At 59.6% G+C, this 21,512-nt stretch carries 19 protein-coding genes; 13 read left to right on the top strand and 6 right to left on the bottom strand.

Annotated elements, in window-relative coordinates:
- Positions 1–15 precede the first annotated feature (15 nt).
- The 6 genes from bamC (at position 16) to dinQ (ending at position 6,141) form a co-directional block, all read left to right on the top strand.
- Positions 16–1,047, top strand: coding sequence for an outer membrane protein assembly factor BamC (bamC, locus tag FEM41_RS23190; RefSeq protein WP_138098850.1), 1,032 nt, complete (start codon positions 16–18; stop codon positions 1,045–1,047).
- A gap of 73 nt (positions 1,048–1,120) precedes the next feature.
- A complete protein-coding gene (purC, locus tag FEM41_RS23185) occupies positions 1,121–1,834 on the top strand; it encodes a phosphoribosylaminoimidazolesuccinocarboxamide synthase (RefSeq protein ID WP_138098849.1) in 714 nt (237 codons plus the stop codon).
- A gap of 190 nt (positions 1,835–2,024) precedes the next feature.
- Complete coding sequence (ypfJ, locus tag FEM41_RS23180; protein ID WP_138098848.1) at positions 2,025–2,897, top strand: KPN_02809 family neutral zinc metallopeptidase; 873 nt, start codon at positions 2,025–2,027, stop codon at positions 2,895–2,897.
- A gap of 3 nt (positions 2,898–2,900) precedes the next feature.
- On the top strand, positions 2,901–4,925 hold the full coding sequence (locus FEM41_RS23175; protein WP_168198853.1) for a tRNA(Met) cytidine acetyltransferase TmcA: 2,025 nt from the start codon (positions 2,901–2,903) through the stop codon (positions 4,923–4,925).
- 71 nt (positions 4,926–4,996) lie between these two features.
- The gene (gene ypfH / locus FEM41_RS23170; protein ID WP_138098847.1) at positions 4,997–5,692 is read left to right on the top strand and encodes an esterase; all 696 of its coding nucleotides are present in this window, start codon (positions 4,997–4,999) and stop codon (positions 5,690–5,692) included.
- Between the two features lie 362 nt (positions 5,693–6,054).
- Positions 6,055–6,141 (top strand): damage-inducible type I toxin DinQ, encoded by an 87-nt coding sequence (dinQ, locus tag FEM41_RS25235; RefSeq protein WP_421805501.1) that lies wholly within the window; start codon positions 6,055–6,057, stop codon positions 6,139–6,141.
- A 51-nt stretch (positions 6,142–6,192) separates the two neighbouring features.
- On the opposite strand, the gene FEM41_RS23160 is transcribed toward dinQ, so the two are convergent.
- From FEM41_RS23160 to narQ, 6 genes are all read right to left on the bottom strand, one after another.
- Positions 6,193–6,384 carry a YpfN family protein gene (locus tag FEM41_RS23160; RefSeq protein ID WP_138098845.1) on the bottom strand — a complete coding sequence of 64 codons (192 nt, stop codon included), beginning with the start codon at positions 6,382–6,384 and terminating at the stop codon, positions 6,193–6,195.
- Positions 6,385–6,412: 28 nt separating this feature from the next.
- On the bottom strand, positions 6,413–7,540 hold the full coding sequence (dapE, locus tag FEM41_RS23155; protein WP_138098844.1) for a succinyl-diaminopimelate desuccinylase: 1,128 nt from the start codon (positions 7,538–7,540) through the stop codon (positions 6,413–6,415).
- A 1-nt stretch (position 7,541) separates the two neighbouring features.
- Positions 7,542–7,901, bottom strand: a complete 360-nt coding sequence (locus tag FEM41_RS23150) for an ArsC family reductase (protein WP_138098843.1) — start codon at positions 7,899–7,901, stop codon at positions 7,542–7,544.
- 235 nt (positions 7,902–8,136) lie between these two features.
- Positions 8,137–11,253 (bottom strand): multidrug efflux RND transporter permease AcrD, encoded by a 3,117-nt coding sequence (acrD, locus tag FEM41_RS23145; RefSeq protein WP_138098842.1) that lies wholly within the window; start codon positions 11,251–11,253, stop codon positions 8,137–8,139.
- A 143-nt stretch (positions 11,254–11,396) separates the two neighbouring features.
- Positions 11,397–12,041 carry a nitrate/nitrite response regulator protein NarP gene (narP, locus tag FEM41_RS23140; RefSeq protein WP_138098841.1) on the bottom strand — a complete coding sequence of 215 codons (645 nt, stop codon included), beginning with the start codon at positions 12,039–12,041 and terminating at the stop codon, positions 11,397–11,399.
- Positions 12,042–12,076: 35 nt separating this feature from the next.
- Positions 12,077–13,786, bottom strand: a complete 1,710-nt coding sequence (gene narQ / locus FEM41_RS23135) for a nitrate/nitrite two-component system sensor histidine kinase NarQ (protein WP_138098840.1) — start codon at positions 13,784–13,786, stop codon at positions 12,077–12,079.
- A gap of 300 nt (positions 13,787–14,086) precedes the next feature.
- Here narQ and aegA point away from each other — a divergent pair, with 300 nt between their 5' ends.
- The 7 genes from aegA (at position 14,087) to napB (ending at position 21,512) form a co-directional block, all read left to right on the top strand.
- Positions 14,087–16,027: a formate-dependent uric acid utilization protein AegA gene (gene aegA, locus FEM41_RS23130; RefSeq protein WP_138099310.1), complete on the top strand. Its 1,941-nt coding sequence runs from the start codon at positions 14,087–14,089 to the stop codon at positions 16,025–16,027.
- Between the two features lie 261 nt (positions 16,028–16,288).
- On the top strand, positions 16,289–16,777 hold the full coding sequence (gene napF / locus FEM41_RS23125) for a ferredoxin-type protein NapF (RefSeq protein WP_138099309.1): 489 nt from the start codon (positions 16,289–16,291) through the stop codon (positions 16,775–16,777).
- Positions 16,767–17,012 carry a chaperone NapD gene (gene napD, locus FEM41_RS23120; protein ID WP_138098839.1) on the top strand — a complete coding sequence of 82 codons (246 nt, stop codon included), beginning with the start codon at positions 16,767–16,769 and terminating at the stop codon, positions 17,010–17,012. Before napF ends, napD begins: the two co-directional genes overlap by 11 nt.
- A gap of 15 nt (positions 17,013–17,027) precedes the next feature.
- Positions 17,028–19,514, top strand: a complete 2,487-nt coding sequence (gene napA, locus FEM41_RS23115; protein ID WP_138098838.1) for a nitrate reductase catalytic subunit NapA — start codon at positions 17,028–17,030, stop codon at positions 19,512–19,514.
- 4 nt (positions 19,515–19,518) lie between these two features.
- Positions 19,519–20,214 carry a ferredoxin-type protein NapG gene (gene napG, locus FEM41_RS23110; protein WP_138098837.1) on the top strand — a complete coding sequence of 232 codons (696 nt, stop codon included), beginning with the start codon at positions 19,519–19,521 and terminating at the stop codon, positions 20,212–20,214.
- Positions 20,201–21,067: a quinol dehydrogenase ferredoxin subunit NapH gene (napH, locus tag FEM41_RS23105; protein ID WP_138098836.1), complete on the top strand. Its 867-nt coding sequence runs from the start codon at positions 20,201–20,203 to the stop codon at positions 21,065–21,067. Before napG ends, napH begins: the two co-directional genes overlap by 14 nt.
- A complete protein-coding gene (gene napB, locus FEM41_RS23100) occupies positions 21,060–21,512 on the top strand; it encodes a nitrate reductase cytochrome c-type subunit (RefSeq protein WP_138098835.1) in 453 nt (150 codons plus the stop codon). The genes napH and napB overlap by 8 nt, the downstream gene beginning before the upstream one ends.

The raw sequence follows: 21,512 nt of genomic DNA, 5'->3' as shown, positions 1-21,512 counted from the left end.
GTTTAGGGAGAATTGATGGCTTACTCAGTCTCAGTACAAAAATCAACCGTGGCAAAAGTGGTGGGCCTGTCGCTCGTCATGATGCTTGCCGCCTGCAGTTCCGATTCACGCTATAAGCGTCAGGTTAACGGCGATGAATCCTACCTGGAAACACCGGCGCTGGCCGAGCTGCATGCTCCGTCGGGGCTGATGTTGCCGCTGCAGAACGGTCAGTATGATGTGCCGTCGGCTCGCACTAGCGGCGCTATCGGCAAAAAACTCGATATTCGTCCGCCAGCGCAGCCGCTGGCGCTGGTGAGCGGTGCGCGCACTCAGTTCACTGGCGATACGGCGACCATGCTGCTGGAAAGCGGCAATCAGGGCTCCCTCTGGCCGCAGGTGGTGAGCGTTGTTCAGGCTCAAAACTACCCGATTATGAAGCGGGAAGATGCGAATCAGAGCCTGACCACCGACTGGGTAAACTGGAACCGTGCCGATGAAGATCAGCAGTATCGCGGCCGTTACCAGATTGGCGTGCAGCAGCAGGGCTATCAGCAGGCGCTGACGGTGAAACTGCTGAGTCTGGAGCAGAACGGTAAACCGGCTGCCGACGCGGCGTCGATGCAGCGTTACAGCACTCAGATGTTGAACGCCATTGCGGGCGGTCTGGAGCAGAACCAGAGCAACCGCAGCAGCAATGCCAGTACTGGCCGTATCGACGTGCAGAGCGGCGCGGATGATACGGGTCTGCCGATGCTGGTCGTTCGCGCGCCCTTTAACGATGTCTGGAACCGTCTGCCGTCGGTACTGGAGGAAGTGGGGATGAAGGTTAATGACACCACCCGCTCCCAGGGCAGCATGGAACTGAGCTACGATCCGCTTTCCGATAGCGACTGGCAGGCGCTTGGCGCTCGCGATCCGGGCCTGTCCAGCGGTGACTACAAGCTGCAGGTCGGCGACCTCGATAACCGCAGTAGCCTGCAGTTTATCGACCCGAAAGGGCACACGCTGACCCAGTCGCAGAACGATGCGCTGGTGGCGGTATTCCAGGCCGCATTTAGCAAGTAATTCCGGGGCCGGCGCCAACACGCCGGCCTTTTCAATTCGCGTTAATACACTGACTACACCTGGAGTAATAAAGATGCAAAAGCAAGCTGAGTTGTATCGCGGCAAGGCGAAGACCGTCTACAGTACGGAAAATCCCGATCTGTTGGTGCTCGAATTTCGCAATGATACGTCAGCAGGCGACGGTGCGCGCATCGAACAGTTTGATCGCAAAGGGATGGTGAACAATAAGTTTAACCACTTCATTATGAGCAAGCTGGCAGAGGCGGGGATCCCGACGCAGATGGAAAGACTGCTTTCTGACACCGAATCTCTGGTGAAGAAGCTCGATATGGTGCCGGTAGAGTGCGTTATCCGCAACCGCGCGGCGGGTTCGCTGGTTAAGCGTCTCGGCGTGGAAGAGGGCATTGCGCTGAATCCGCCGCTGTTCGATCTTTTCCTGAAGAACGATGCCATGCACGATCCTATGGTCAACGAGTCTTATTGCGAGACCTTCGGCTGGGTAAGCAAAGAGAACCTGGCGCGGATGCAGGAGCTGACCTACAAGGCGAACGACGTGTTGAGCAAGCTGTTCGACGACGCCGGTCTGATCCTGGTGGACTTCAAGCTGGAGTTTGGCCTGTACAAAGGTGAAGTGACCCTGGGTGATGAGTTTTCGCCGGATGGCGCGCGCCTGTGGGATAAGAACACGCTCGACAAGATGGATAAAGATCGCTTCCGTCAGAGCCTGGGCGGCGTTATCGAAGCGTACGAAGAGGTTGCCAAACGTCTCGGCGTTAATTTGGACTAACTGCGCAATCGTTTCCGTTGCCTCCCCCGGAGCCCGCACCCTGCGGGCTCTCTCTTTTTGGTTTATTCCCTTCCCGGCGGTTTTTTTCTGATTCTTACACTGTATTGACGTTTGCTTAGGGAAATACTGGCCTGTCTCCCCGGATATCGCTCATAATTAACCTTATTATCCTAACAACAGGAATGATGTTATGCGTTGGCAAGGGCGTCGCGAGAGCGACAATGTTGAAGATCGTCGTAATCAGTCGCGAGGAGGTTTTCCTGGCGGGGGCCGTGGTTTTCGTCTGCCGCGTGGTAAGGGGGGGATTATCCTGCTGATTGTGATAGTGGTAGCAGGTTATTACGGTTATGACCTGACGCCGCTGCTGACCGGCGGCGGCCAGTCGCAGCTCCAGCAGCAGAGTTCCCAGTCGATTAATCCCAACGAGGATGAAGCCGCGAAATTTACTTCGGTGATCCTGGCGACCACGGAAGATACCTGGAGCCAGCAGTTCCAGCAGATGGGAAAAACCTATCAGAAGCCGAAGCTGGTGATGTACCGCGGAGTGACGTCCACCGGCTGCGGCACCGGCCAGTCAGCGATGGGGCCGTTTTACTGCCCGGCGGATGAGACCGTCTATATCGATCTCTCCTTCTATGATGAGATGAAAAGCAGCCTGGGCGCCGATGGCGACTTTGCTCAGGGCTATGTGATTGCCCACGAAGTGGGTCACCATGTGCAGAAGCTGCTGGGCATTGAACCGAAGGTACGCCAGATGCAGCAGAATGCCTCTCAGACTCAGGCCAACCAGCTGTCGGTACGTATGGAGCTTCAGGCAGACTGCTTTGCCGGAGTCTGGGGTCACGGCATGCAGCAGCAGGATATTCTGGAGGTGGGCGATCTGCAGGAAGCCCTGAACGCTGCCGAAGCGATTGGCGATGACCGATTGCAGCAGCGCAGTCAGGGCCAAGTGGTGCCGGACAGCTTTACCCACGGTACTTCCGAGCAGCGCTATACCTGGTTTAAGCGCGGTTACGACAGTGGCGACCCTAAACAGTGCGATACCTTCGGCGACAACCTGTAACCGATGTGGCTGAATGAACTCGATGCCCTGACGCGCCAGCAGCAGCGTCAGGGCATTCGTCGTTTACTGGTGCTGAGCGGCGAGTCGGACTGGAGCCTGGAACAGGCCAGATGCCTGAAGCAGCGGCTGAGCGGCGACTGGTTGTGGGTGGGTGAGACAGAAGAACAAACTGCCCACTGCGCGCCCGGCGCGATTCGTCGTCTGCTGGGGCGTGAATTTCTTCATGCGATATTCGATGCCCGGACGGGGCTGGATGCCGAAGCGCTGGCGGCGCTGGCGGGAACGCTGCGGGCCGGTAGCTGGCTGGTAGTACTGGCGCCCTCCTGGACTTCGTGGCCGAATCAGCCGGACGCCGACAGTCTGCGCTGGAGCGGTCAGCCTGACCCCATTCCCACCCCGCACTTTATTCACCGTTTGCAACAGGCGCTAAGTCAGGAGCCAGAATGCGTTATCTGGCGCCAGGGGCAGGCGCCACGTCTGCCGGTGCAGGTTGAACGCCCTGACTGGCAGCCTGCCGCTGGTGGTCCGCTGGCGGAACAGCAGGCGATTTTGCAGGCGCTGCTCGCTATGCCTGCGGGGGTGGCGGTGGTGACCGGGCCGCGCGGGCGCGGCAAGTCGACTCTGGCGGGGATGCTGGCCCGCCAGTGCGGCAGGCCAGTGGTGATTTGCGCTCCAACCCGGGCCGCCACCGACGTACTGATGCATCACGCCGGTGAGCATGAGTCGTTTATGGCGCCAGACGCGCTGTTGCAGGCGATACAGCGCGGGGAGCCCCCGGTGGGCGAGTGGCTGATTGTTGACGAAGCTGCCGCCATTCCTGCTCCCCTGTTGCGTCAGTTGATCGCCGCTTTTCCCCGAACGCTGTTAACCACGACGGTACAGGGCTATGAGGGAACCGGGCGCGGTTTTCTGCTCAAGCTGTGCGCTTCGCTGCCCCGATTGCAGAGCTTTACGCTCGATGCGCCAGTACGCTGGGCTTCCGGCGATCCGCTGGAGCGTCTTCTCGATCGGGTTATGTTATTCGACGATCGTCTGGCGGCGCCCTGCGCGGGCGATTTGCAATATCAAACGCTGCCAGACGGCGCCTGGCTGAATGACGATGGTCGCGAGGCGCAAACCTGGCGACTGCTTGCCGGAGCCCATTATCGTACCTCACCGCTCGATTTGCGGCGTCTGCTGGATGCCCCTGGCCAGCGTCTGAAGGTCGCCTGCGTGAATGAGCGAGTGGCGGGGGCGCTATGGCTGGTCGAAGAGGGAGGATTAACGCCTGAGCTGAGCGAGGCGGTATGGGCCGGGCTGCGGCGACCGCGCGGTAATCTGGTGGCTCAGTCGCTGGCGGCCCACGGTGGCTCGCCGGATGCCGCTACTCTGAAAGGGCTGCGTATCAGTCGGGTGGCGGTACATCCGGAGCGCCAGCGCCAGGGGATCGGTAGCCGTTTACTGGCGAGCGCTGGTGATATGAGCGATGGTCATGACTACCTGTCCGTCAGTTTTGGCTATACCGATGAACTGTGGCGTTTCTGGCAGCGCGCCGGCTTTATGCTGGTGCGTATCGGCAGCCATAGGGAGGCCAGCAGCGGCTGCCATGCGGCAATGGCGCTACGCCCGCTGAGCGCGCGAGGCGAAGCGCTGGCACTGCGTGAACAACTCAGACTGCGGCGCGACACATGTTGGCTGCAACCGTGGATTCGGGAGCCGATTCCGGTTGCTCAGCTTCCAGAGACTACGCTTAATGATGAAGACTGGCGCGATCTGGGCGGTTTCGCCTTTGGTCACCGGTCGTCGGAAGCCTGCATCGGCACGCTACAGCGGTTGCTGCTCAACAGCGAGCTGGCGCTGCCCGGGCTGCGGGGCTGGCTGACGCAGGGGCTGGCGGGGGCTGAACTTTGCGCTCAGTTGGGAATAAACGGGCGTCGGGCATTGCTGGTGCGCCAGCGCCAGGAGTGCGCCACGGCGCTAAAAGCGCTGGATGCCCAACGGACAGATGTGCTGGAAGCCTGGCTGGCGAAGGTCAAAAATTTTCAGTGATATCATCAATTTTGTGCCATGGTGATTTTTCACTATCGGCGTAGAGTGGCCCCCATAGTCAGGAGGCAACGATGAAACATGACCATTTTGTAGTTCAAAGCCCTGCCACACCCCCTCAGCAATTGCTGCTGCTGTTTCACGGGGTGGGCGATAATCCGGTCGCGATGGGGGAGCCTGGCAGCTGGTTTGCGCCGCTGTTCCCCGATGCGCTGGTGGTCAGCGTCGGGGCGCCGAATCCAGGCGGAGCGGAGCCGGGTCGTGAGTGGTTCTCCGTGGCTGATGTCAGCGAAGAGAACCGCCAGGCGCGTATCGATGCGGCAATGCCGCACTTCTGCGCCCTGGTACGTTACTGGCAGGAAAAAAGCGGCGTGATGCCCGCAGCGACGGCGCTGATTGGCTTCTCTCAGGGGGCCACCATGGTGCTGGAAAGCCTGAAGGCGGAACCAGGACTGGCATCGCGTCTTATCGCCTTTAACGGCCGTTTTGGCCAGTTGCCGGAGCGAGCCAGCCTGACCACCACGGTGCATCTGATTCACGGCGACGAGGATCGGGTCATCGAGCCTCAGCATGCGGTGAAGGCCCACGAGGCGCTACTGGCCGTGGGGGGCGATGTGACGCTGGATATCGTCGAGGGGCTGGGTCATGCCATTGACAATCGCAGTATGCAGCTGGCGCTGGATCACCTGCGCTATACGGTGCCTAAGCACTACTTCGATGAAGCTCTGGGCGGTAAGCCCGGCGAAGACGATGTGATTACGATGATCTAAAACCAGGGATTGCAGACAATAAAAAAACCGACTGGTGAGGTCGGTTTTTTTATGTTCCGGCGTGGAGCGGATGGCTCTGACCGGGGGAACTCTTCTATCTAACCCTGGCGATTTTATAACCACTCGCACGGTTTTACAAGTCGTTCCCGGTATAATTCCGCATGGTTAGCTCTGGAGTGATTTTCCTCTTTGGCATTCTGGCCATATCGGTTTCAAGTCCTGGCTGAATTCACGGGTGGTGCCGGATTCGGTGCTCTGGCCGGAGAGGGAACTCTTCTATCTAACCATGAAGAGCCGCTGTGGTGACAGGCAGCCCATGAGTAAGCCGCGGTGTGTTCTCTCTCCATGGAGTGGAGAAACGGATGAAAACTTTTATCGATAAGGCTCTCATCGTTCTTAAAGCGCTGGTTGCGCTGCTGGAACTGATTCGCCGGTTTATTGTGCGGTAAGGGCGGAAACGTAACTAAGGACGGAGACCGCCTCCGTCCTTTAATAACGCTTTACGGCTTCTTCTTCGGCCAGTCGTCGTCATCGTCCCACTTGTCGTTAAAGTCGCGGTGGGGCGGCAGATCGGGCTTATTGTCCAGATACTTCTTCGGGTCAACGCGCTTCAGATCTTTAATGACGTTGATAAAGATACCGACCAGAATCACCAGTACCAGTATCCACCAGTATTTACTTAGCCAGTCCATGCGCCTCTCCTGAAGGGTAAACGGCCGCTCAGGCGACCAGTTGTTCCATAATACGTTGATACATCCGGGCCAGCAGTTGCAGGTCAGCGGCGTTCACGCACTCGTTAATCTTGTGAATGGTCGCATTCACCGGTCCCAGCTCCACCACCTGCGCCCCCATTCTGGCGATAAAACGCCCGTCAGAGGTGCCGCCGGTAGTCAGCAGCTGCGGCTTAATTTCATTATAGTGCTCAACGGCGTTGACCACCGCTTCTACCAGACGACCACGGGAGGTCAGGAACGGTTGGCCGGACAGCCACCAGTCCAGGGTATAGCGCAACTGATGACGTTCCAGCAGTTCGCAGACCCGCTGTTGCAGCATCTCCGCTGTACTTTCGGTGCTGAACCTAAAGTTGAACTGAACGAACAGTTCGCCGGGAATCACGTTATTGCTGCCGGTACCGGCCTGGATATTCGCAATCTGCATGCTGGTGGGGGGGAAGAACTCATTGCCCCTGTCCCATTCGATATTCACCAGTTCATCCAGCATAGGCGCGGCGCGGTGTACCGGATTATCCGCCAGCTGCGGATAGGCCACGTGGCCCTGAACGCCGTGAATGGTCAGGTTGCAGGTCAGAGAGCCGCGACGACCGTTTTTTACTACGTCGCCCACCACTTCGCTGCTGGAGGGTTCGCCTACCAGACAGTAATCCAGACGTTCATTACGCGCCATCAGCGTTTCCACCACCTTCACGGTGCCGTTTTTCGCGCTGGCTTCTTCGTCGGAGGTTACCAGGAACGCCAGGCGGCCACGATGGTTCGGATGCTGGGCGACGAAGCGTTCGGCAGCGACCACCATAGCCGCCAGCGAGCCTTTCATATCGGCAGCGCCGCGACCAAACAGCAGGCCGTCGCGGATGGTGGGCTCGAAAGGGGGATTGATCCAGCGATCGCCATCTCCTGGGGGGACCACGTCGGTATGACCAGCAAAGGCCAGGGTCTCCCCCTCGCCACGCCAGGCCCAGAAATTACGTGTATCGCCGAAATCCATAGCCTCAATGGTAAAACCAATGGCGCGCAGGCGTTCGATAAGCAGATCCTGGCAACCCGCGTCATCGGGGCTGAGGGAGGGGCGGCGAATGAGCTGTTGGGTCAGTTCGATGACCGGGCAAGACATACTACTTAACCTCATTGAAAAACTGCTGATAGCGGCTGTCGCTGAAACCCAGCAGCATAGGCTTCTGCGGCGCGCAGAGCAATGGTCGTTTGATAATCGCCGGCATCTCCAGCATCAGTTCGATAGCAGAAGCGGCGTCGGTAATGGCGTTGCGCCGTGATTCATCCAGCTTACGCCAGGTGGTGCCGCGGGTGTTAAGCAGCGGCTCCCAGCCCAGTTCGGCGATAACGCTTTCCAGTAGCGCGGCGTCAAGACCGTCTGCCCGGTAGTCGTGAAAACGGTAATCGATGTTTTCGGCTTCCAGCCAGCGGCGGGCCTTTTTAATTGTGTCGCAGTTTTTTATGCCGTACAGAGTGACCATGCCAGGTTATCCTTGTGACTTTCAGGGAATAAAGCGTCAGGCGTGACGTTAATTATTTTCGGGGCGTCGAATATTCCCGGGCTAAGGTTAAAAAGACAATCAGCCCGGGACAGCGGCGCTTTTATGGCGCTTCCGGTATCGTGCCAGCATATCAATTTGCCATCTTCCGGGCTACAACGTACTGCATGGCAAGAATAAAGGCGATCTGAACCGATCGCCTTTATTGCATGGCATTTTAATCGGTGGGGCGTTCACGTAGCGGGAAGCGGCGCCGTACCAGCACAAAGAATACAGGCACGAAGATAATCGCCAGTACGGTGGCGGCGATCATTCCGCCGATAACCCCGGTGCCCACCGCGTGCTGGCTGCCGGAACCGGCGCCGTTACTGGTGGCCATCGGCAGCACCCCAAAGACAAAGGCCAGTGACGTCATGAGTATCGGACGCAGGCGCTGGCGGCAGGCTTCCATAGTGGCGGCGACAAGCTCCTTACCCGCGGCGTTCATATCGTTGGCGAACTCCACGATCAGGATGGCATTCTTCGCCGACAGGCCGATCACCGTCAGTAGCCCCACCTGGAAGTAAACATCGTTTTCGAGGCCGCGCAGCCAGGTGGCGAGTAGCGCGCCGGCCACTCCCAGCGGCACCACCAGCATCACCGAGAAGGGCACCGACCAGCTCTCGTAGAGTGCCGCCAGACACAGGAATACCACCAGCAGCGAAATCGCATACAGTGCCGGAGCCTGGGCGCCGGACAGCCGCTCCTGATAAGACATGCCCGTCCACTCCAGGCCGAAGCCGGTGGGCAGTTTCTGTACCAACTGCTCCATAATATCCATCGCCGTACCGGTACTGACCCCAGGAGCTGCTTCGCCGACGATCTCCAGCGCCGAGTAGCCGTTATAGCGTTCCAGGCGCGGCGAGTCAGTAACCCAGCGCGAAGTCGCGAAGGCCGAGAAGGGTACCATGGTGCCAACGCTGTTGCGTACGTACCACTTATCGATATCTCCCGGCAGCATTCGGTACGGCGCGGCAGACTGAACATAAACCTTCTTCACGCGCCCGCGATCGATAAAGTCGTTAACGTAGCTCGAGCCCCAGGCCGTTTGCAGCGTGTCGTTAATATCGTCTACCGAAATTCCCATGGCCTGAGCCTTACGCTGGTCGATATCCACCTGCAATTGCGGGCTGTCGTCCAGACCGTTATGACGAACCCGGGTCAGGCGCGAGTCCTGGTCCGCCATGGTCAGCAACTGGTCGCGGGCCTTCATCAATGCATCGTGGCCCAGTCCTGCGTGATCCTGAAGCTCCATATCGAAGCCGGTGGAGTTACCCAGACCGCTGATGGCCGGCGGGCTACTGGCGAAGACCCTGGCCTCTTTAATATTGCGGAAGGCTTTGGTGGCTCGCTCGATAATGGCGAACGACGAGCCGGTCTGCGGATCCCGGTCATCCCAGTCATTCAGGCGAATAAACATGCGCGCCACATTCTGACCATTCCCTCCAGGTCCGGAGCCAATGGTGGCGAAGACCGAGCGGACGTTCTCTTTCTCTTCGGTTAGATAGTATTTTTCAATTTTTTCAACGACCTTCAGGGTCTGTTGCTGCGTTGCGCCCGGCGGCAACTGCACAGACGTGGTAAAGACGCCACGGTCTTCATCGGGCAGGAACGACGTGGGCAACTGCATAAACAGCACCACCATACCGCCCAGAATCAGCACGTAGAGCACCAGCCAGCGCAGGGTGCGCTGCAATATCTTGCCCACGCCGGTTTCATAGCGCTGCGCGTAGCGGTTAAAGGTGCGGTTAAACCAACCGAAGAAGCCGCGGCTTCCGTGGTGTTCTCCTTTCTTTAACGGCTTAAGCAGTGTGGCGCACAGCGCCGGGGTCAGGATCATCGCCACCAGCACTGAAAGAATCATAGAAGTGACAATGGTAATGGAAAACTGGCGATAGATAGCGCCGGTGGTGCCGCCAAAGAAGGCCATGGGGATAAAGACTGCCGACAGCACCAGGGCGATACCCACCAGCGCTCCCTGTATCTGTCCCATCGACTTGCGGGTGGCGGCCCTGGGCGACAGACCCTCTTCGCTCATAATTCGTTCGACGTTTTCCACCACTACGATGGCGTCATCCACCAGCAGACCGATGGCCAGCACCATGGCGAACATGGTCAGAGTGTTAATACTGTAGCCAAAGCCATAGAGCACCGCGAAGGTGCCCAGCAATACCACGGGCACGGCAAGGGTCGGGATTAATGTCGCCCGAAGATTTTGCAGGAACAGGTACATCACCGCGAACACCAGTACCACCGCTTCGATCAGCGTTTTCACCACGTCGTGAATCGAGGCCTGGACGAAGGAGGTGGTTTCAAAGGCGATACGGTATTCCAGCCCATGAGGGAAGTACTGAGAGAGCTGGTCGAGCCGGGTCAGCGCCAGCTTTGCGGTTTCCATTTCGTTGGCGCCAGAGGCCAGTTTAATCCCCAGTCCCGAAGCGGCCAGGCCGTTATAGCGGCTCAGGTAGTCATATTTTTCCGCCCCCAGCTCCACTTTTGCCACATCCCCCAGCGTCACCAGAGATCCGTCCTGATTGACCCTGAGTGTGATTTTGCGGAACTGTTCCGGGGTTTCCAGCATCGCCTGGGCGTTGATCGTGGCGTTCAGCGCCTGGTCGTCGACGGCGGGCGTTGCCCCTAATTGTCCTACCGCCACCTGGCTGTTCTGAGACTGTATGGCGCTGACCACATCCTGGGTGGTGAGCTGGTAGCTGTTGAGTTTGTCGGGGTTAAGCCAGATACGCATCGAGTATTGAGTGCCGTAGGCATCCACGTCACCCACGCCATTCACCCGGCTGAGCGGGTCCTGAATATTACTGGCCACATAGTCGGCGATATCCTGCTTATCCATACTGCCGTCGGTAGAGACAAAGGCGATCATCAGAATATTGGTATCGCCGGTTTTCCTGACGGTTACCCCCTGACTTTGTACCGCCTGAGGCAGCTTGCGCAGGGCGGACTGAAGCTGGTTCTGCACCTGCTGCACCGCTTCATCCGGATCGCTGCCGGCCTGGAAGGTGAGGCGAATGGTCGCCTGGCCGGTATTGCTGCTCTGGGATGACATATACATCAGATTATCGAGCCCGGTCATATTCTGTTCGATAACCTGGGTCACGGTATTTTCCAGGGTCTGCGCCGACGCTCCCGGATAGTTGGCGGTGATCCGCACGTTCGGAGGAGCGAGGTCGGGATACTGTTCAACCGGCAGTGACAAAATGGCCATCGTCCCCGTCAGACAGAGCAGGATTGCGATAACCCAGGCAAAAATCGGGCGGTCGATAAAAAAGTTCGCCATGTTAAAGAGGGCCTCAAAACAGCAATGGGCGGTAAAAGTAGCGTGGTTGTCACTTTATCCTCTCCTCCAGAGTTAAACGTGGAGAAAATGAGGAGATAGTGTAAATCAGGGACGTTATATGAACATAAATGTATAGACGGGGGTTATATCCCCCGATTCTCCAGGAACAGCACCGTGGCGGCGACCCTCGAACGCACGTTCAGCTTGCGCAGCAGGTTACGGATATGCACCTTTACCGTCTCTTCAGAAATATGCAGCGTCCCGGCGATCTGCTTATTGGAAAGCCCGCGGGCGACTTCCTGAAGTACATCAAGCTCGCGTTCGGTCAGCGCAGCGAACGGGGACTCCTGAGCGTCGGACATATCGCGATGATTCAGGTATTCCCGGATGCGCTGGCTAAAGGCGCCGCCCTGGGTCGCCCCTTCGCGGATAGCCTCCAGCAGCGTATCGGGATCGCTGTCTTTCAGCAGATAGCCATCGGCGCCGGCGTCGATCATGGCGCGGATGTCCCCTGGCGCATCGCTCACGGTCAGGATAATGACCCGGGCGGTAATACCGTCGCGGCGCAGGGCATGGAGCGTATCCAGTCCGCTCAGGCCTTTCATATTCAAATCCAGCAGGATGATATCCGGCGCAACGCGTTCGGCCAGGCTAACGGCCTCTGCGCCGCTGCTGGCTTCTCCTTCCACGCTGAATACGTCGTCGGTCTCCAGCAACTGACGGATACCGCGACGCATTAACGGATGGTCATCGACAATTAAAACCCGGTAGCGGATCTTTTCTGACATGGGGTAACTCCCTGGAAGATATTCTCTTGTTATCATTATGGCCGGAGTTCGGCCTGTGCTGTGGTCTCGTCCGCCGCGCCGGGGAAGCTGACGCGTACGCGGGTGCCTCCTTCCGGCAGGCGGGAAATCGTCAGTTCGCCGCCGAGACAGTCGGCGCGCTCCTGCATAATATTAAGGCCGTAATGGCCTTCCGGCTCTTCGAGGCTGGGAATTCCCCGACCGTCGTCAATAATATCGGCAATATAGCGGTTGGGCGCCGCACTGTAACAGCGCACCCGAATCTGCCGGGCATCGGCGTGACGAATGGCGTTCAGGAGCGCCTCGCGGATAATCTGTAACAGGTGCACCTGGCGCGGGGCGTCCAGCGCCTGGTCCGCCAGGTTGCAGGTCAGTTCGATAGTCGCTTCGCTGCGGTCGCGCAGCGGGGCGATCATCTCCTGTAAGGCTTCCGGCAGGTTAGCCTGCTGAAGCGTCAGGCGGAAGGTGGACAGAAGCTCGCGTAGCTGGCGGGTGGCATCGTCCAGCGCCTGGGTAAAATCGCTGATAATGGCCCCGGCGCGCGGGTTCTCATCCGGCACCGCGCGGCGCAGCAGCGTAATCTGAATCCGCAGATAAGAGAGCACCTGGGCCAGGGAGTCGTGAAGCTCCCGGGCGATGGTGGCGCGCTCTTCCATCAGCAGTAATTGCTGGTGCTGCTTCTGGGCCTGAAGCAGCCAGACGCCGCGTCCCAGCATATTGGCGACGCTTTCCATCAGTTGCAGGGCGGGTTGTTTATCCCGGGCCTGCCAGCGTAGCTGACCGATGGTTTGCTGCTGCTGGCGAATAGGCGTGCTCTGCCAGGAGAGGTTGTCACGGGCCCGGCCTGCGCTCAGGCACCAGTAGTCTCCTATCTGCATCTCCAGCGCGCAAACCGGTTCGTGGCGCAATACGATCTGCAGCGCCTGCTGAAAATTCTGATTATCGGTCACGCTAATGGTCATGGCCTGGGAGCAGCCGTACAGTACCTCCAACTGGCGGTTGGCCTCCTGCAGACTCAGGGTCTTTTCCTGGACGCTCTCTTCCAGTCGCTGCCACAGTTTATGCAGTTCCCCGGACATGCGGGTGAAACTGTGCGCCAGCCAGCCCAGCTCATTTGGCAGACTGCTGTCGAGATGCGGATGGTCAAAGTCGCCGCGCTCGATAGATTCGCTGGCAGATACCAGTGCGTTCAGCGGCGCCACCACCTGGCGGCGAATACGGCGCAGGGTGAAGAAGATCAGGGTGATAATCGCCAGAAATCCCACGGCCGACACTGCAATCATGACCCTCATTTTATATTCAGCATGGTGCTGAAGCGCCAGAACGAACAGGTCTATCTGCCCGACATAGTCGGCGATATTGGCCTGATACCACTGGCGATCGCCCTGCGCCAGGCGCAGATCCATCTGGCGCCAGTTGTTATCCAGAGCGCGATAACGCTGGCTGACCTCCCCGGGCGTCAGAGGGCTTTCCAGCGCCCTGAGCACCGGCGCCTTCAGGGTTTGCGCGTACAGTTCCCGATGCTGCGCCAGGGCCTGGGGATCGCCCTGCAGGTCGTAACCCAGCCGATAGCTCTGCATCCGTAGGGATCCGGCGATATTCACCGCTTCCGCATCCCGCATACTGCTGGAAAGCGTCAACAGCGCCGCACCGGTTGTCAGCAGCGACAGCAGAACAATCGAAAAAAAGGCGCGCGCAAGGCTGGTCGAAACCGGGCGTTTTACCATGGCGGGTTATTCATTCACTCATTATTTATGTGGGCGCAAGCTATATCAGAAACGGGGGATGAGGCAAAGCGTTTAGCGCTGAAATTCCGCACTGTGCGGCAGCACGACCGTACCAGGATACGATCTGATAAAAAAGGGATAACGTTACTGTTACGATTCCCGTCAGGACGCTCAAATTTTATTGCATCTGCACAACGTTATTTGATCCACCACAGATTACACCACTTCAGGCATTGTCTGTGACGTGAAATATCCTTACTAATAGTGCCACTAAATATCGTGCAGATGGACAATGCCATGATGAGTTCTTTCGTCCTTGCCAGCGCGCAGCGCTGCCTGGGGTGCCGCGCCTGCGAAGTTGCCTGTGTAATGGCCCACAATCAGCAGCGTCATCCACTCACGCCTCAGGGTTTTTTGCCGCGGGTCAGGGTGGTGAAGTCGGTGGGGGCGCGTAATGCGGTCAGTTGTCACCAGTGTGAAAGCGCCCCCTGTCAGGCGAGCTGTCCGGTGGCGGTTATCTCCCGGCGCGATGGGGTGATCCAGGTGGCGCAAAGCGGCTGTATTGGCTGCAAGTCCTGCGAGCTGGCCTGTCCCTTCGGCGTAATGCAGGTGGTGGTGGACGATGACGAGTCAGGGGTTCAGGCACTGAAGTGCGATCTGTGTGAAGGGCGCGAAGGCGGCCCGGCCTGTGTGGCGGAATGTCCGACCGGGGCGATAGCGCTGATGACGCCGCAGTGGCTTGGCGCTCAGGGAAAGGCCCGGCGTCAGCAGGCCGCCAGCGGAAAAGGGCTGGCGCCAACCAGGCCGGTCACAGCAGAACAGCTTCTGGCCGCCATTGCGCCACGCTCCGAACCGGCAAAGCGTGAGGCCGCAGAGCGCCGCCAGGATAGTCAGGAGATTGTCCTGGCGTTCGATGCGAAGCAGGCGCAGACCCAGGCCGAACGCTGCCTGAGCTGCGGTACCCACAGCATCTGCGAATGGACCTGCCCGCTACATAATCCGATTCCCCGCTGGCTGGAGCGTGCCCGGCATCAGGGCGAGCAGGCGGCCGTTGAACTGTTGCATCAGACTAACTGCCTGCCGGAGGTCACCGGGCGGGTCTGCCCCCAGGATCGCCTGTGTGAAGGCGCCTGTACGTTACGGGATGAAGGCGGCGCCGTAACTATCGGTAATCTGGAACGTTACGTTGCCGACCAGGCGCTGGACCAGGGCTGGCGCCCGGATCTCTCCGACGTGGTCGCCACCGGTAAACGGGTGGCGGTTATCGGCGCCGGTCCGGCGGGGCTGGCCTGTGCCGATCGTCTGGCCCGGGCCGGCGTGGCGGTCACGGTGTTCGACAGGCATCCGGAGATCGGCGGTCTGCTGACCTTCGGTATTCCCGCCTTTAAGCTGGATAAATCGCTGCTGGCGCGCAGGCGCGAGATTTTCAGCGCCATGGGAATAACGTTTGAGCTTAACTGCGAGGTGGGTCGTGATATTGCGCTGCCTCAGCTACTGACGCAGTACGATGCGCTATTTGTCGGCGTGGGCACTTATCGCGCCATGAGGGCGGGCATCCCTAATGAAGAGGCGTCCGGCGTCTGCGCCGCGCTGCCCTATCTTATCGGCTATACCCGGCGTGAAATGGGGCTGGAAGCATCGCCTGCATGGCCGTTGCGCGATATGGCGGGTCAGCGCGTGGTGGTACTGGGCGGCGGCGATACGGCGATGGACTGCGTGCGTACCGCTCTGCGCCAGAGGGCGCAGGAGGTGACCTGCGCCTACCGACGCGACGAGGCCAATATGCCCGGCTCGAAAAAAGAGGTCAAACACGCCCGGGAAGAGGGGGCGAGCTTTGAATTCAATGTTCAGCCGCTGGCCTTTGAAACCGACGACCAGGGGCAGTTAACCGGGGTGAGGATGCTGCGTACCCGAATGGGAGAGCCGGATGCCCAGGGGCGTCGCCGTCCGGAACCGATCCCCGATTCTGAGTTTATTCTGGCTGCCGATGCCGCCATCGTTGCCTTTGGTTTTCATCCCCATGCGCTTCCCTGGCTTGAAGAGATGGGGGTAAGCCTGACCCGGGATGGACGCATTCAGGCCAGCGTCACCAGTCCGCGTCCCTACCAGACCAGTCATCCGCAGATTTTTGCCGGCGGCGATGCGGTACGGGGCGCCGATCTGGTGGTGACCGCCATGGCGGAAGGCCAGCATGCGGCCCGCGGAATTCTCGACTACCTGGGGGTAGTCACCCGACCCTGAAGGGGTAGATTTATCTTAAAGAAACGCCCCTGTCAGGCCAGGCCTGACAGGGGGATTCCCTGTTTCGTGCGCCGCTTTTCAATAAACTCGCCCTAACCTTGATCGCACTACGTCTTTTACCCCTAAAGGGTGATGCGGTGGTAACCCCTGCTCGCCTATGTTAACGCCTGAAAACAGGATCGATGCAACGACCCTTAGCGGCGGCGCGAATTCTGAAATAACAAAAGTAATTCTCTTTTTTCTGGGTGCAATGGAATGGCGATAACGCAACTCTCGCGACGTGGTCTGTTGACCGGCTGGCGCCGTTCGACACAGGCCATCCGCCCGCCGTGGAGCGGCAGCGAAGCCGATTTTATCGAGCGCTGCTCGCGCTGCGGCTCCTGCTCGGCAGCCTGTGAAGGCGCCATTATCCTGGCAGGCCAGGGCGGCTATCCCCGAATCGATTTCCGCAACGGTGAATGCACCTTCTGCTATGCCTGCGCCCGGGCTTGTCCGCAAGCGCTTTTTACGCCGCGTGACAGCGCGCCCTGGTCGCTACGGGTGGCGGTGAATGACGTCTGCCTGACGCGCCAGCAGGTGGACTGCCGCAGTTGCGAAGACAGCTGCGAGCCGCAGGCGTTGCGTTTTATTCCCACCCGCGATGGCGTAGCCGCATTGCAGGTCGATGTATCGCTGTGTACCGGCTGCGGCGCCTGCGTGGCGGGCTGCCCGGTTTCAGCCCTGAGTCTGAGGAGTTCTGATGGACAGTAACTGGCAGGTCTGCGGGCTGATGGTGCAAACCCGCCCGGAAAACGTCGCTACGGTGGCAGGCGCGCTGAATGCGCTGCCCGGCAGCGAAGTGGCAGTCAGCGATGCCGCCACCGGCAAGCTGGCGGTTGTGATGGAGGCGCCATCCAGCAGGGAGTTGCTGAACAATATTGAGTCGGCACGCGAACTCGCAGGCGTGCTGGCGGTGTCGCTGGTTTACCACCAGCATGAGAGCTAAGGTGAGGAAACACCAATGAAACTCAGTCGTCGTAGCTTTATGAAAGCTAACGCCGTCGCCGCGGCCGCTGCGGCAGCCGGCATCAGCGTCTCTCCGGTCGCCCGCGCGGCGGTTGGCAAGAGCGATGCCATTAAATGGGATAAGGCGCCGTGCCGCTTTTGCGGTACCGGATGTGGCGTGCTGGTCGGCACCCAGGATGGTCGCGTGGTGGCCAGTCAGGGCGATCCGGAAGCGCCGGTAAACCGCGGGCTGAACTGCATTAAGGGCTATTTCCTGCCCAAGATCATGTACGGCAAGGATCGTCTGACCCAGCCGATGCTGCGTATGCGCAATGGCCAGTACCACAAAGAGGGGGAGTTTACCCCGATTAGCTGGGATCAGGCTTTCGACATTATGGCGGACAAATTTAAGGGCGCCCTGAAAGAGAAGGGCGCCGACGCCATCGGGATGTTCGGCTCCGGCCAGTGGACCATCTGGGAAGGTTATGCCGCAGCCAAGCTGTTTAAGGCGGGCTTCCGCTCTAACAACATCGACCCGAACGCGCGTCACTGCATGGCGTCCGCGGTGGTGGGCTTTATGCGCACCTTCGGGATGGATGAGCCGATGGGCTGCTACGACGATATCGAACAGGCGGACGCTTTCGTGCTGTGGGGCTCTAACATGGCGGAGATGCACCCGATACTGTGGTCGCGCATCACTAACCGCCGCCTGTCGGATACCAACGTTGAGGTTGCGGTGCTCTCTACCTTCCGTCACCGCAGCTTTGAGCTGGCGGACAACGGTATAGTCTTCACGCCCCAGAGCGACCTGGCCATCCTTAACTATATCGCCAACTACATCATCCAGAATAACGCGGTTAATGACGCTTTCTTTAAGCAGCACGTGAATCTGCGTCGCGGCGTCACCGACATCGGCTATGGTCTGCGCCCCAGCCATCCGCTGGAAAAATCGGCGAAAAACGCCGGTTCCGACGCCTCTGAACCGATGAGCTTCGAAGAGTACAAAGCCTTTGTGGCTGAGTACACCCTGGAGAAAACCGCAGAGATGAGCGGTGTGCCGAAAGATCAACTGGAAGCGCTCGCGAAGCTCTACGCAGACCCGAATAAGAAGGTGATCTCCTACTGGACCATGGGCTTTAACCAGCACACCCGCGGCGTCTGGGCCAATAACCTGTGCTACAACCTGCATCTGCTGACCGGCAAGATCTCCCAGCCTGGCTGCGGACCTTTCTCCCTGACGGGGCAGCCTTCCGCCTGCGGTACCGCGCGTGAAGTCGGCACCTTTGCCCACCGTCTGCCTGCCGATATGGTGGTGACGAACGAAAAGCATCGCGCTATTGCCGAACAGCAGTGGCAACTGCCCAGCGGCACCATTCCCGCGAAGGTGGGTCTGCACGCCGTGGCGCAGGATCGCGCGCTGAAGGACGGCACCCTTAATGCCTACTGGGTGATGTGTAACAACAACATGCAGGCTGGTCCGAATATCGATGAAGATCGCATGCCTGGCTGGCGCGATCCGCGCAACTTCGTGGTGGTTTCCGATCCCTATCCAACGGTGAGTGCCCTTGCCGCCGACCTGATTCTGCCTACCGCGATGTGGGTGGAAAAAGAGGGGGCTTACGGTAATGCCGAGCGCCGTACCCAGTTCTGGCGCCAGCAGGTGCAGGCGCCGGGCGAAGCGAAGTCCGATCTCTGGCAGCTGGTGAATTTCGCCAAACGCTTTAAGACCGAAGAGGTGTGGAGCGAAGAGTTGCTGGCTCAGAAGCCGGAGTACCGCGGCAAGACACTGTACGAGGTGCTGTTCGCTTCTCAGGCCGTGAGTCAGTACCCGCTGAGCGAGCTGGCGGAAGATCAGCTTAACGATGAATCCCGCGAGTGCGGTTTCTATCTGCAGAAGGGGCTGTTCGAAGAGTACGCCGCCTTTGGACGCGGCCATGGCCACGATCTGGCGCCTTTCGACGACTATCACAAGGCGCGCGGCCTGCGCTGGCCGGTGGTGGACGGTAAGGAAACCCAGTGGCGCTACAGCGAAGGCCACGACCCCTATGTAAAAGCGGGCGAGGGTTACAAATTCTACGGTAAGCCGGACGGTAAAGCGGTTATCTTCGCGCTGCCTTTTGAACCGGCAGCGGAAGTACCGGATAAAGAGTACGACCTGTGGCTCTCCACCGGTCGCGTGCTGGAACACTGGCATACCGGCAGTATGACTCGCCGCGTACCGGAGCTGCATCGCGCTTTCCCGGAGGCGGTGCTGTTTATCCACCCGCTGGATGCCAAACAACGCGGCCTGCGCCGCGGCGATAAGGTGAAGGTGGTATCGCGTCGCGGCGAGGTTATTTCGATCGTCGAAACCCGCGGCCGTAACCGTCCACCTCAGGGACTGGTCTATATGCCGTTCTTCGATGCCGCTCAGTTGGTTAACAAGCTGACGCTGGATGCGACGGATCCGCTCTCTAAAGAGACGGATTTCAAGAAGTGCGCCGTGAAACTGGAGAAGGTCTGAGTCCATGGCCAGAACGGACGCGCCCGGTCCCGCCCGTCGTCGCTTTTTGCGCGATGTGACGCGTGCCGCCTGCGGTCTGTCGGCGGTGCTGGTTCTGCTGGGTATTCGTACCGAAAGTAGTCGCGCCAGCGGTGTCCGGCTGCGGCCCCCCGGTGCGCTGCCGGAGCCGGCCTTTTCCCGGGCCTGCGTTCGCTGTGGTCAGTGCGTACAGGCCTGCCCTTACCAGACCCTGAAGCTGGCGACTCTGGCTTCGGGCGAGGCGGCGGGCACGCCGTACTTTGTGGCCCGGGAGATCCCTTGCGAAATGTGCGAGGAGATCCCCTGTGCGGTGGTCTGCCCGAGCGGGGCGCTGGATAGCGGATTGCCCTCTATCGACGCGGCCCGTATGGGGCTGGCGGTACTGCTGGATCAGGAAAACTGCCTGAACTTCCAGGGGCTGCGCTGCGATGTCTGCTACCGGGTTTGTCCGGCTATCGATAAGGCGATCACCCTCACGCCTGAGAGTAATAGCCGCACCGGTAAACACGCCCGCTTCCTGCCGACGGTGCACAGCAGTGACTGTACCGGCTGCGGCAAGTGCGAACAGGCCTGCGTGCTGGAACAGGCGGCGATTAAGGTGCTGCCCCGGGAACTGGCGAAAGGTGAGCTGGGGCATCACTACCGCTTTAGCTGGCTGGAGGGCGCCGATGGCAAATCGTAGGCAGGAAGCCGGTCGCGATGCGCTGGCGGTAAAAGGGTGGTGGCGTAGCTACCGCTGGCTGTTGCTGCGGCGTCTGTGTCAGGTGATGGTGCTGGCGCTGTTTTTGTGCGGCAGTTGGAGCGGCGTCTGGATTCTGCATGGCAACTACAGCAGTAGCCTGCTGCTGGATACGGTGCCGCTCAGCGATCCGCTGATGGTGCTACAAAGTCTGGCGAGCGGCCATCTGCCTGCGACCCTGGCCCTGAGCGGCGCGCTGATCGTCGGGGGATTTTACGCCCTGGCGGGCAGACGTCTGTTCTGTAGCTGGGTCTGCCCGGTGAATCCTCTGACCGATCTGGCCGCCTGGCTGCGTCGGCGGCTGGGGATCACCGCTTCGGCATCGTTGCCGCGCTGGCTGCGCTATCTGATTCTGGCGCTGGTGCTGGCAGGAAGCCTGCTTACCGGCAGTCTGCTGTGGGAGTGGGTGAATCCGGTGTCGATTGCCGGACGCGGCCTGATCTTCGGCTTTGGCGCCGGGATCTTCCTGCTGCTCGCCCTGTTTCTGTTTGATCTTCTGGTGGTTGAACACGGCTGGTGCGGCCACCTCTGCCCGCTGGGGGCCTTCTATGGCCTGACCGGCGGCGCCGGTGCACTGGGCGTAACCGCCGCCGGGCGCGAACGCTGCACCCGCTGTATGGACTGTTTTCACGTTTGTCCGGAGCCGCAGGTACTGCGGGCGCCGGTACTGGATAAGCAAAGTCCGGCCCGGATCGCTGGCCGTGACTGCATGACCTGTGGGCGCTGCGTCGATGTCTGCGCCGAAGAGGTTTTCAAAATAACAATTCGATGGAGTTCGGGAGCAAAAGATGAATAGCCCTGTCCGTAAAAAAGGAGTACTGCGCACCCTGGCGGCGGCGCTGATGTTAATGATGAGTGGCATGGCGCTGGCGGAGGGATCGGTGGATCTGAGCCAGTCGCCGGAAGTCTCGGCGACCCCGGAAGGGGCGATTCGTATGCCCAAACAACAGGAGCGTATGGCACTGAACTATGTGAACCAGCCGCCGATGATTCCGCACAGCGTGGACGGTTATCAGGTGACGACCAATACCAACCGCTGCCTGCAGTGCCACGGTGTAGAACACTACCGCACCACCGGCGCGCCGCGCATCAGTCCCACCCACTTTATGGATAGCGACGGTAAGGTGCTTTCCGGCGTGGCGCCGCGCCGTTACTTCTGCCTGCAGTGCCACGTACCGCAGACTGATGCGCCGCCGATTGTGGAAAACACCTTTACGCCTTCCCAGGGCTTTGGAAAGTAG

Origin of the sequence: Jejubacter calystegiae (genome assembly GCF_005671395.1) — a bacterium.
Lineage (GTDB): Bacteria > Pseudomonadota > Gammaproteobacteria > Enterobacterales > Enterobacteriaceae > Jejubacter > Jejubacter calystegiae.
The sequence above is the reverse complement of the archived record's forward strand: the minus strand, read 5'-3'. Positions and strand labels throughout refer to the sequence as shown.

Coding starts and splice junctions, on each gene's coding strand:
- narP (WP_138098841.1), bottom strand. CDS start 12,041: ATGTCAGAAAAGATCCGCTACCGGGTTTTAATTGTCGATGACCATCCG.
- narQ (WP_138098840.1), bottom strand. CDS start 13,786: ATGGTAAAACGCCCGGTTTCGACCAGCCTTGCGCGCGCCTTTTTTTCG.
- napG (WP_138098837.1), top strand. CDS start 19,519: ATGGCCAGAACGGACGCGCCCGGTCCCGCCCGTCGTCGCTTTTTGCGC.
- FEM41_RS23150 (WP_138098843.1), bottom strand. CDS start 7,901: ATGGTCACTCTGTACGGCATAAAAAACTGCGACACAATTAAAAAGGCC.
- napB (WP_138098835.1), top strand. CDS start 21,060: ATGAATAGCCCTGTCCGTAAAAAAGGAGTACTGCGCACCCTGGCGGCG.
- napA (WP_138098838.1), top strand. CDS start 17,028: ATGAAACTCAGTCGTCGTAGCTTTATGAAAGCTAACGCCGTCGCCGCG.
- dinQ (WP_421805501.1), top strand. CDS start 6,055: ATGAAAACTTTTATCGATAAGGCTCTCATCGTTCTTAAAGCGCTGGTT.
- FEM41_RS23175 (WP_168198853.1), top strand. CDS start 2,901: ATGTGGCTGAATGAACTCGATGCCCTGACGCGCCAGCAGCAGCGTCAG.
- napH (WP_138098836.1), top strand. CDS start 20,201: ATGGCAAATCGTAGGCAGGAAGCCGGTCGCGATGCGCTGGCGGTAAAA.
- aegA (WP_138099310.1), top strand. CDS start 14,087: ATGAGTTCTTTCGTCCTTGCCAGCGCGCAGCGCTGCCTGGGGTGCCGC.
- dapE (WP_138098844.1), bottom strand. CDS start 7,540: ATGTCTTGCCCGGTCATCGAACTGACCCAACAGCTCATTCGCCGCCCC.
- ypfJ (WP_138098848.1), top strand. CDS start 2,025: ATGCGTTGGCAAGGGCGTCGCGAGAGCGACAATGTTGAAGATCGTCGT.
- FEM41_RS23160 (WP_138098845.1), bottom strand. CDS start 6,384: ATGGACTGGCTAAGTAAATACTGGTGGATACTGGTACTGGTGATTCTG.
- ypfH (WP_138098847.1), top strand. CDS start 4,997: ATGAAACATGACCATTTTGTAGTTCAAAGCCCTGCCACACCCCCTCAG.
- acrD (WP_138098842.1), bottom strand. CDS start 11,253: ATGGCGAACTTTTTTATCGACCGCCCGATTTTTGCCTGGGTTATCGCA.
- purC (WP_138098849.1), top strand. CDS start 1,121: ATGCAAAAGCAAGCTGAGTTGTATCGCGGCAAGGCGAAGACCGTCTAC.
- bamC (WP_138098850.1), top strand. CDS start 16: ATGGCTTACTCAGTCTCAGTACAAAAATCAACCGTGGCAAAAGTGGTG.
- napD (WP_138098839.1), top strand. CDS start 16,767: ATGGACAGTAACTGGCAGGTCTGCGGGCTGATGGTGCAAACCCGCCCG.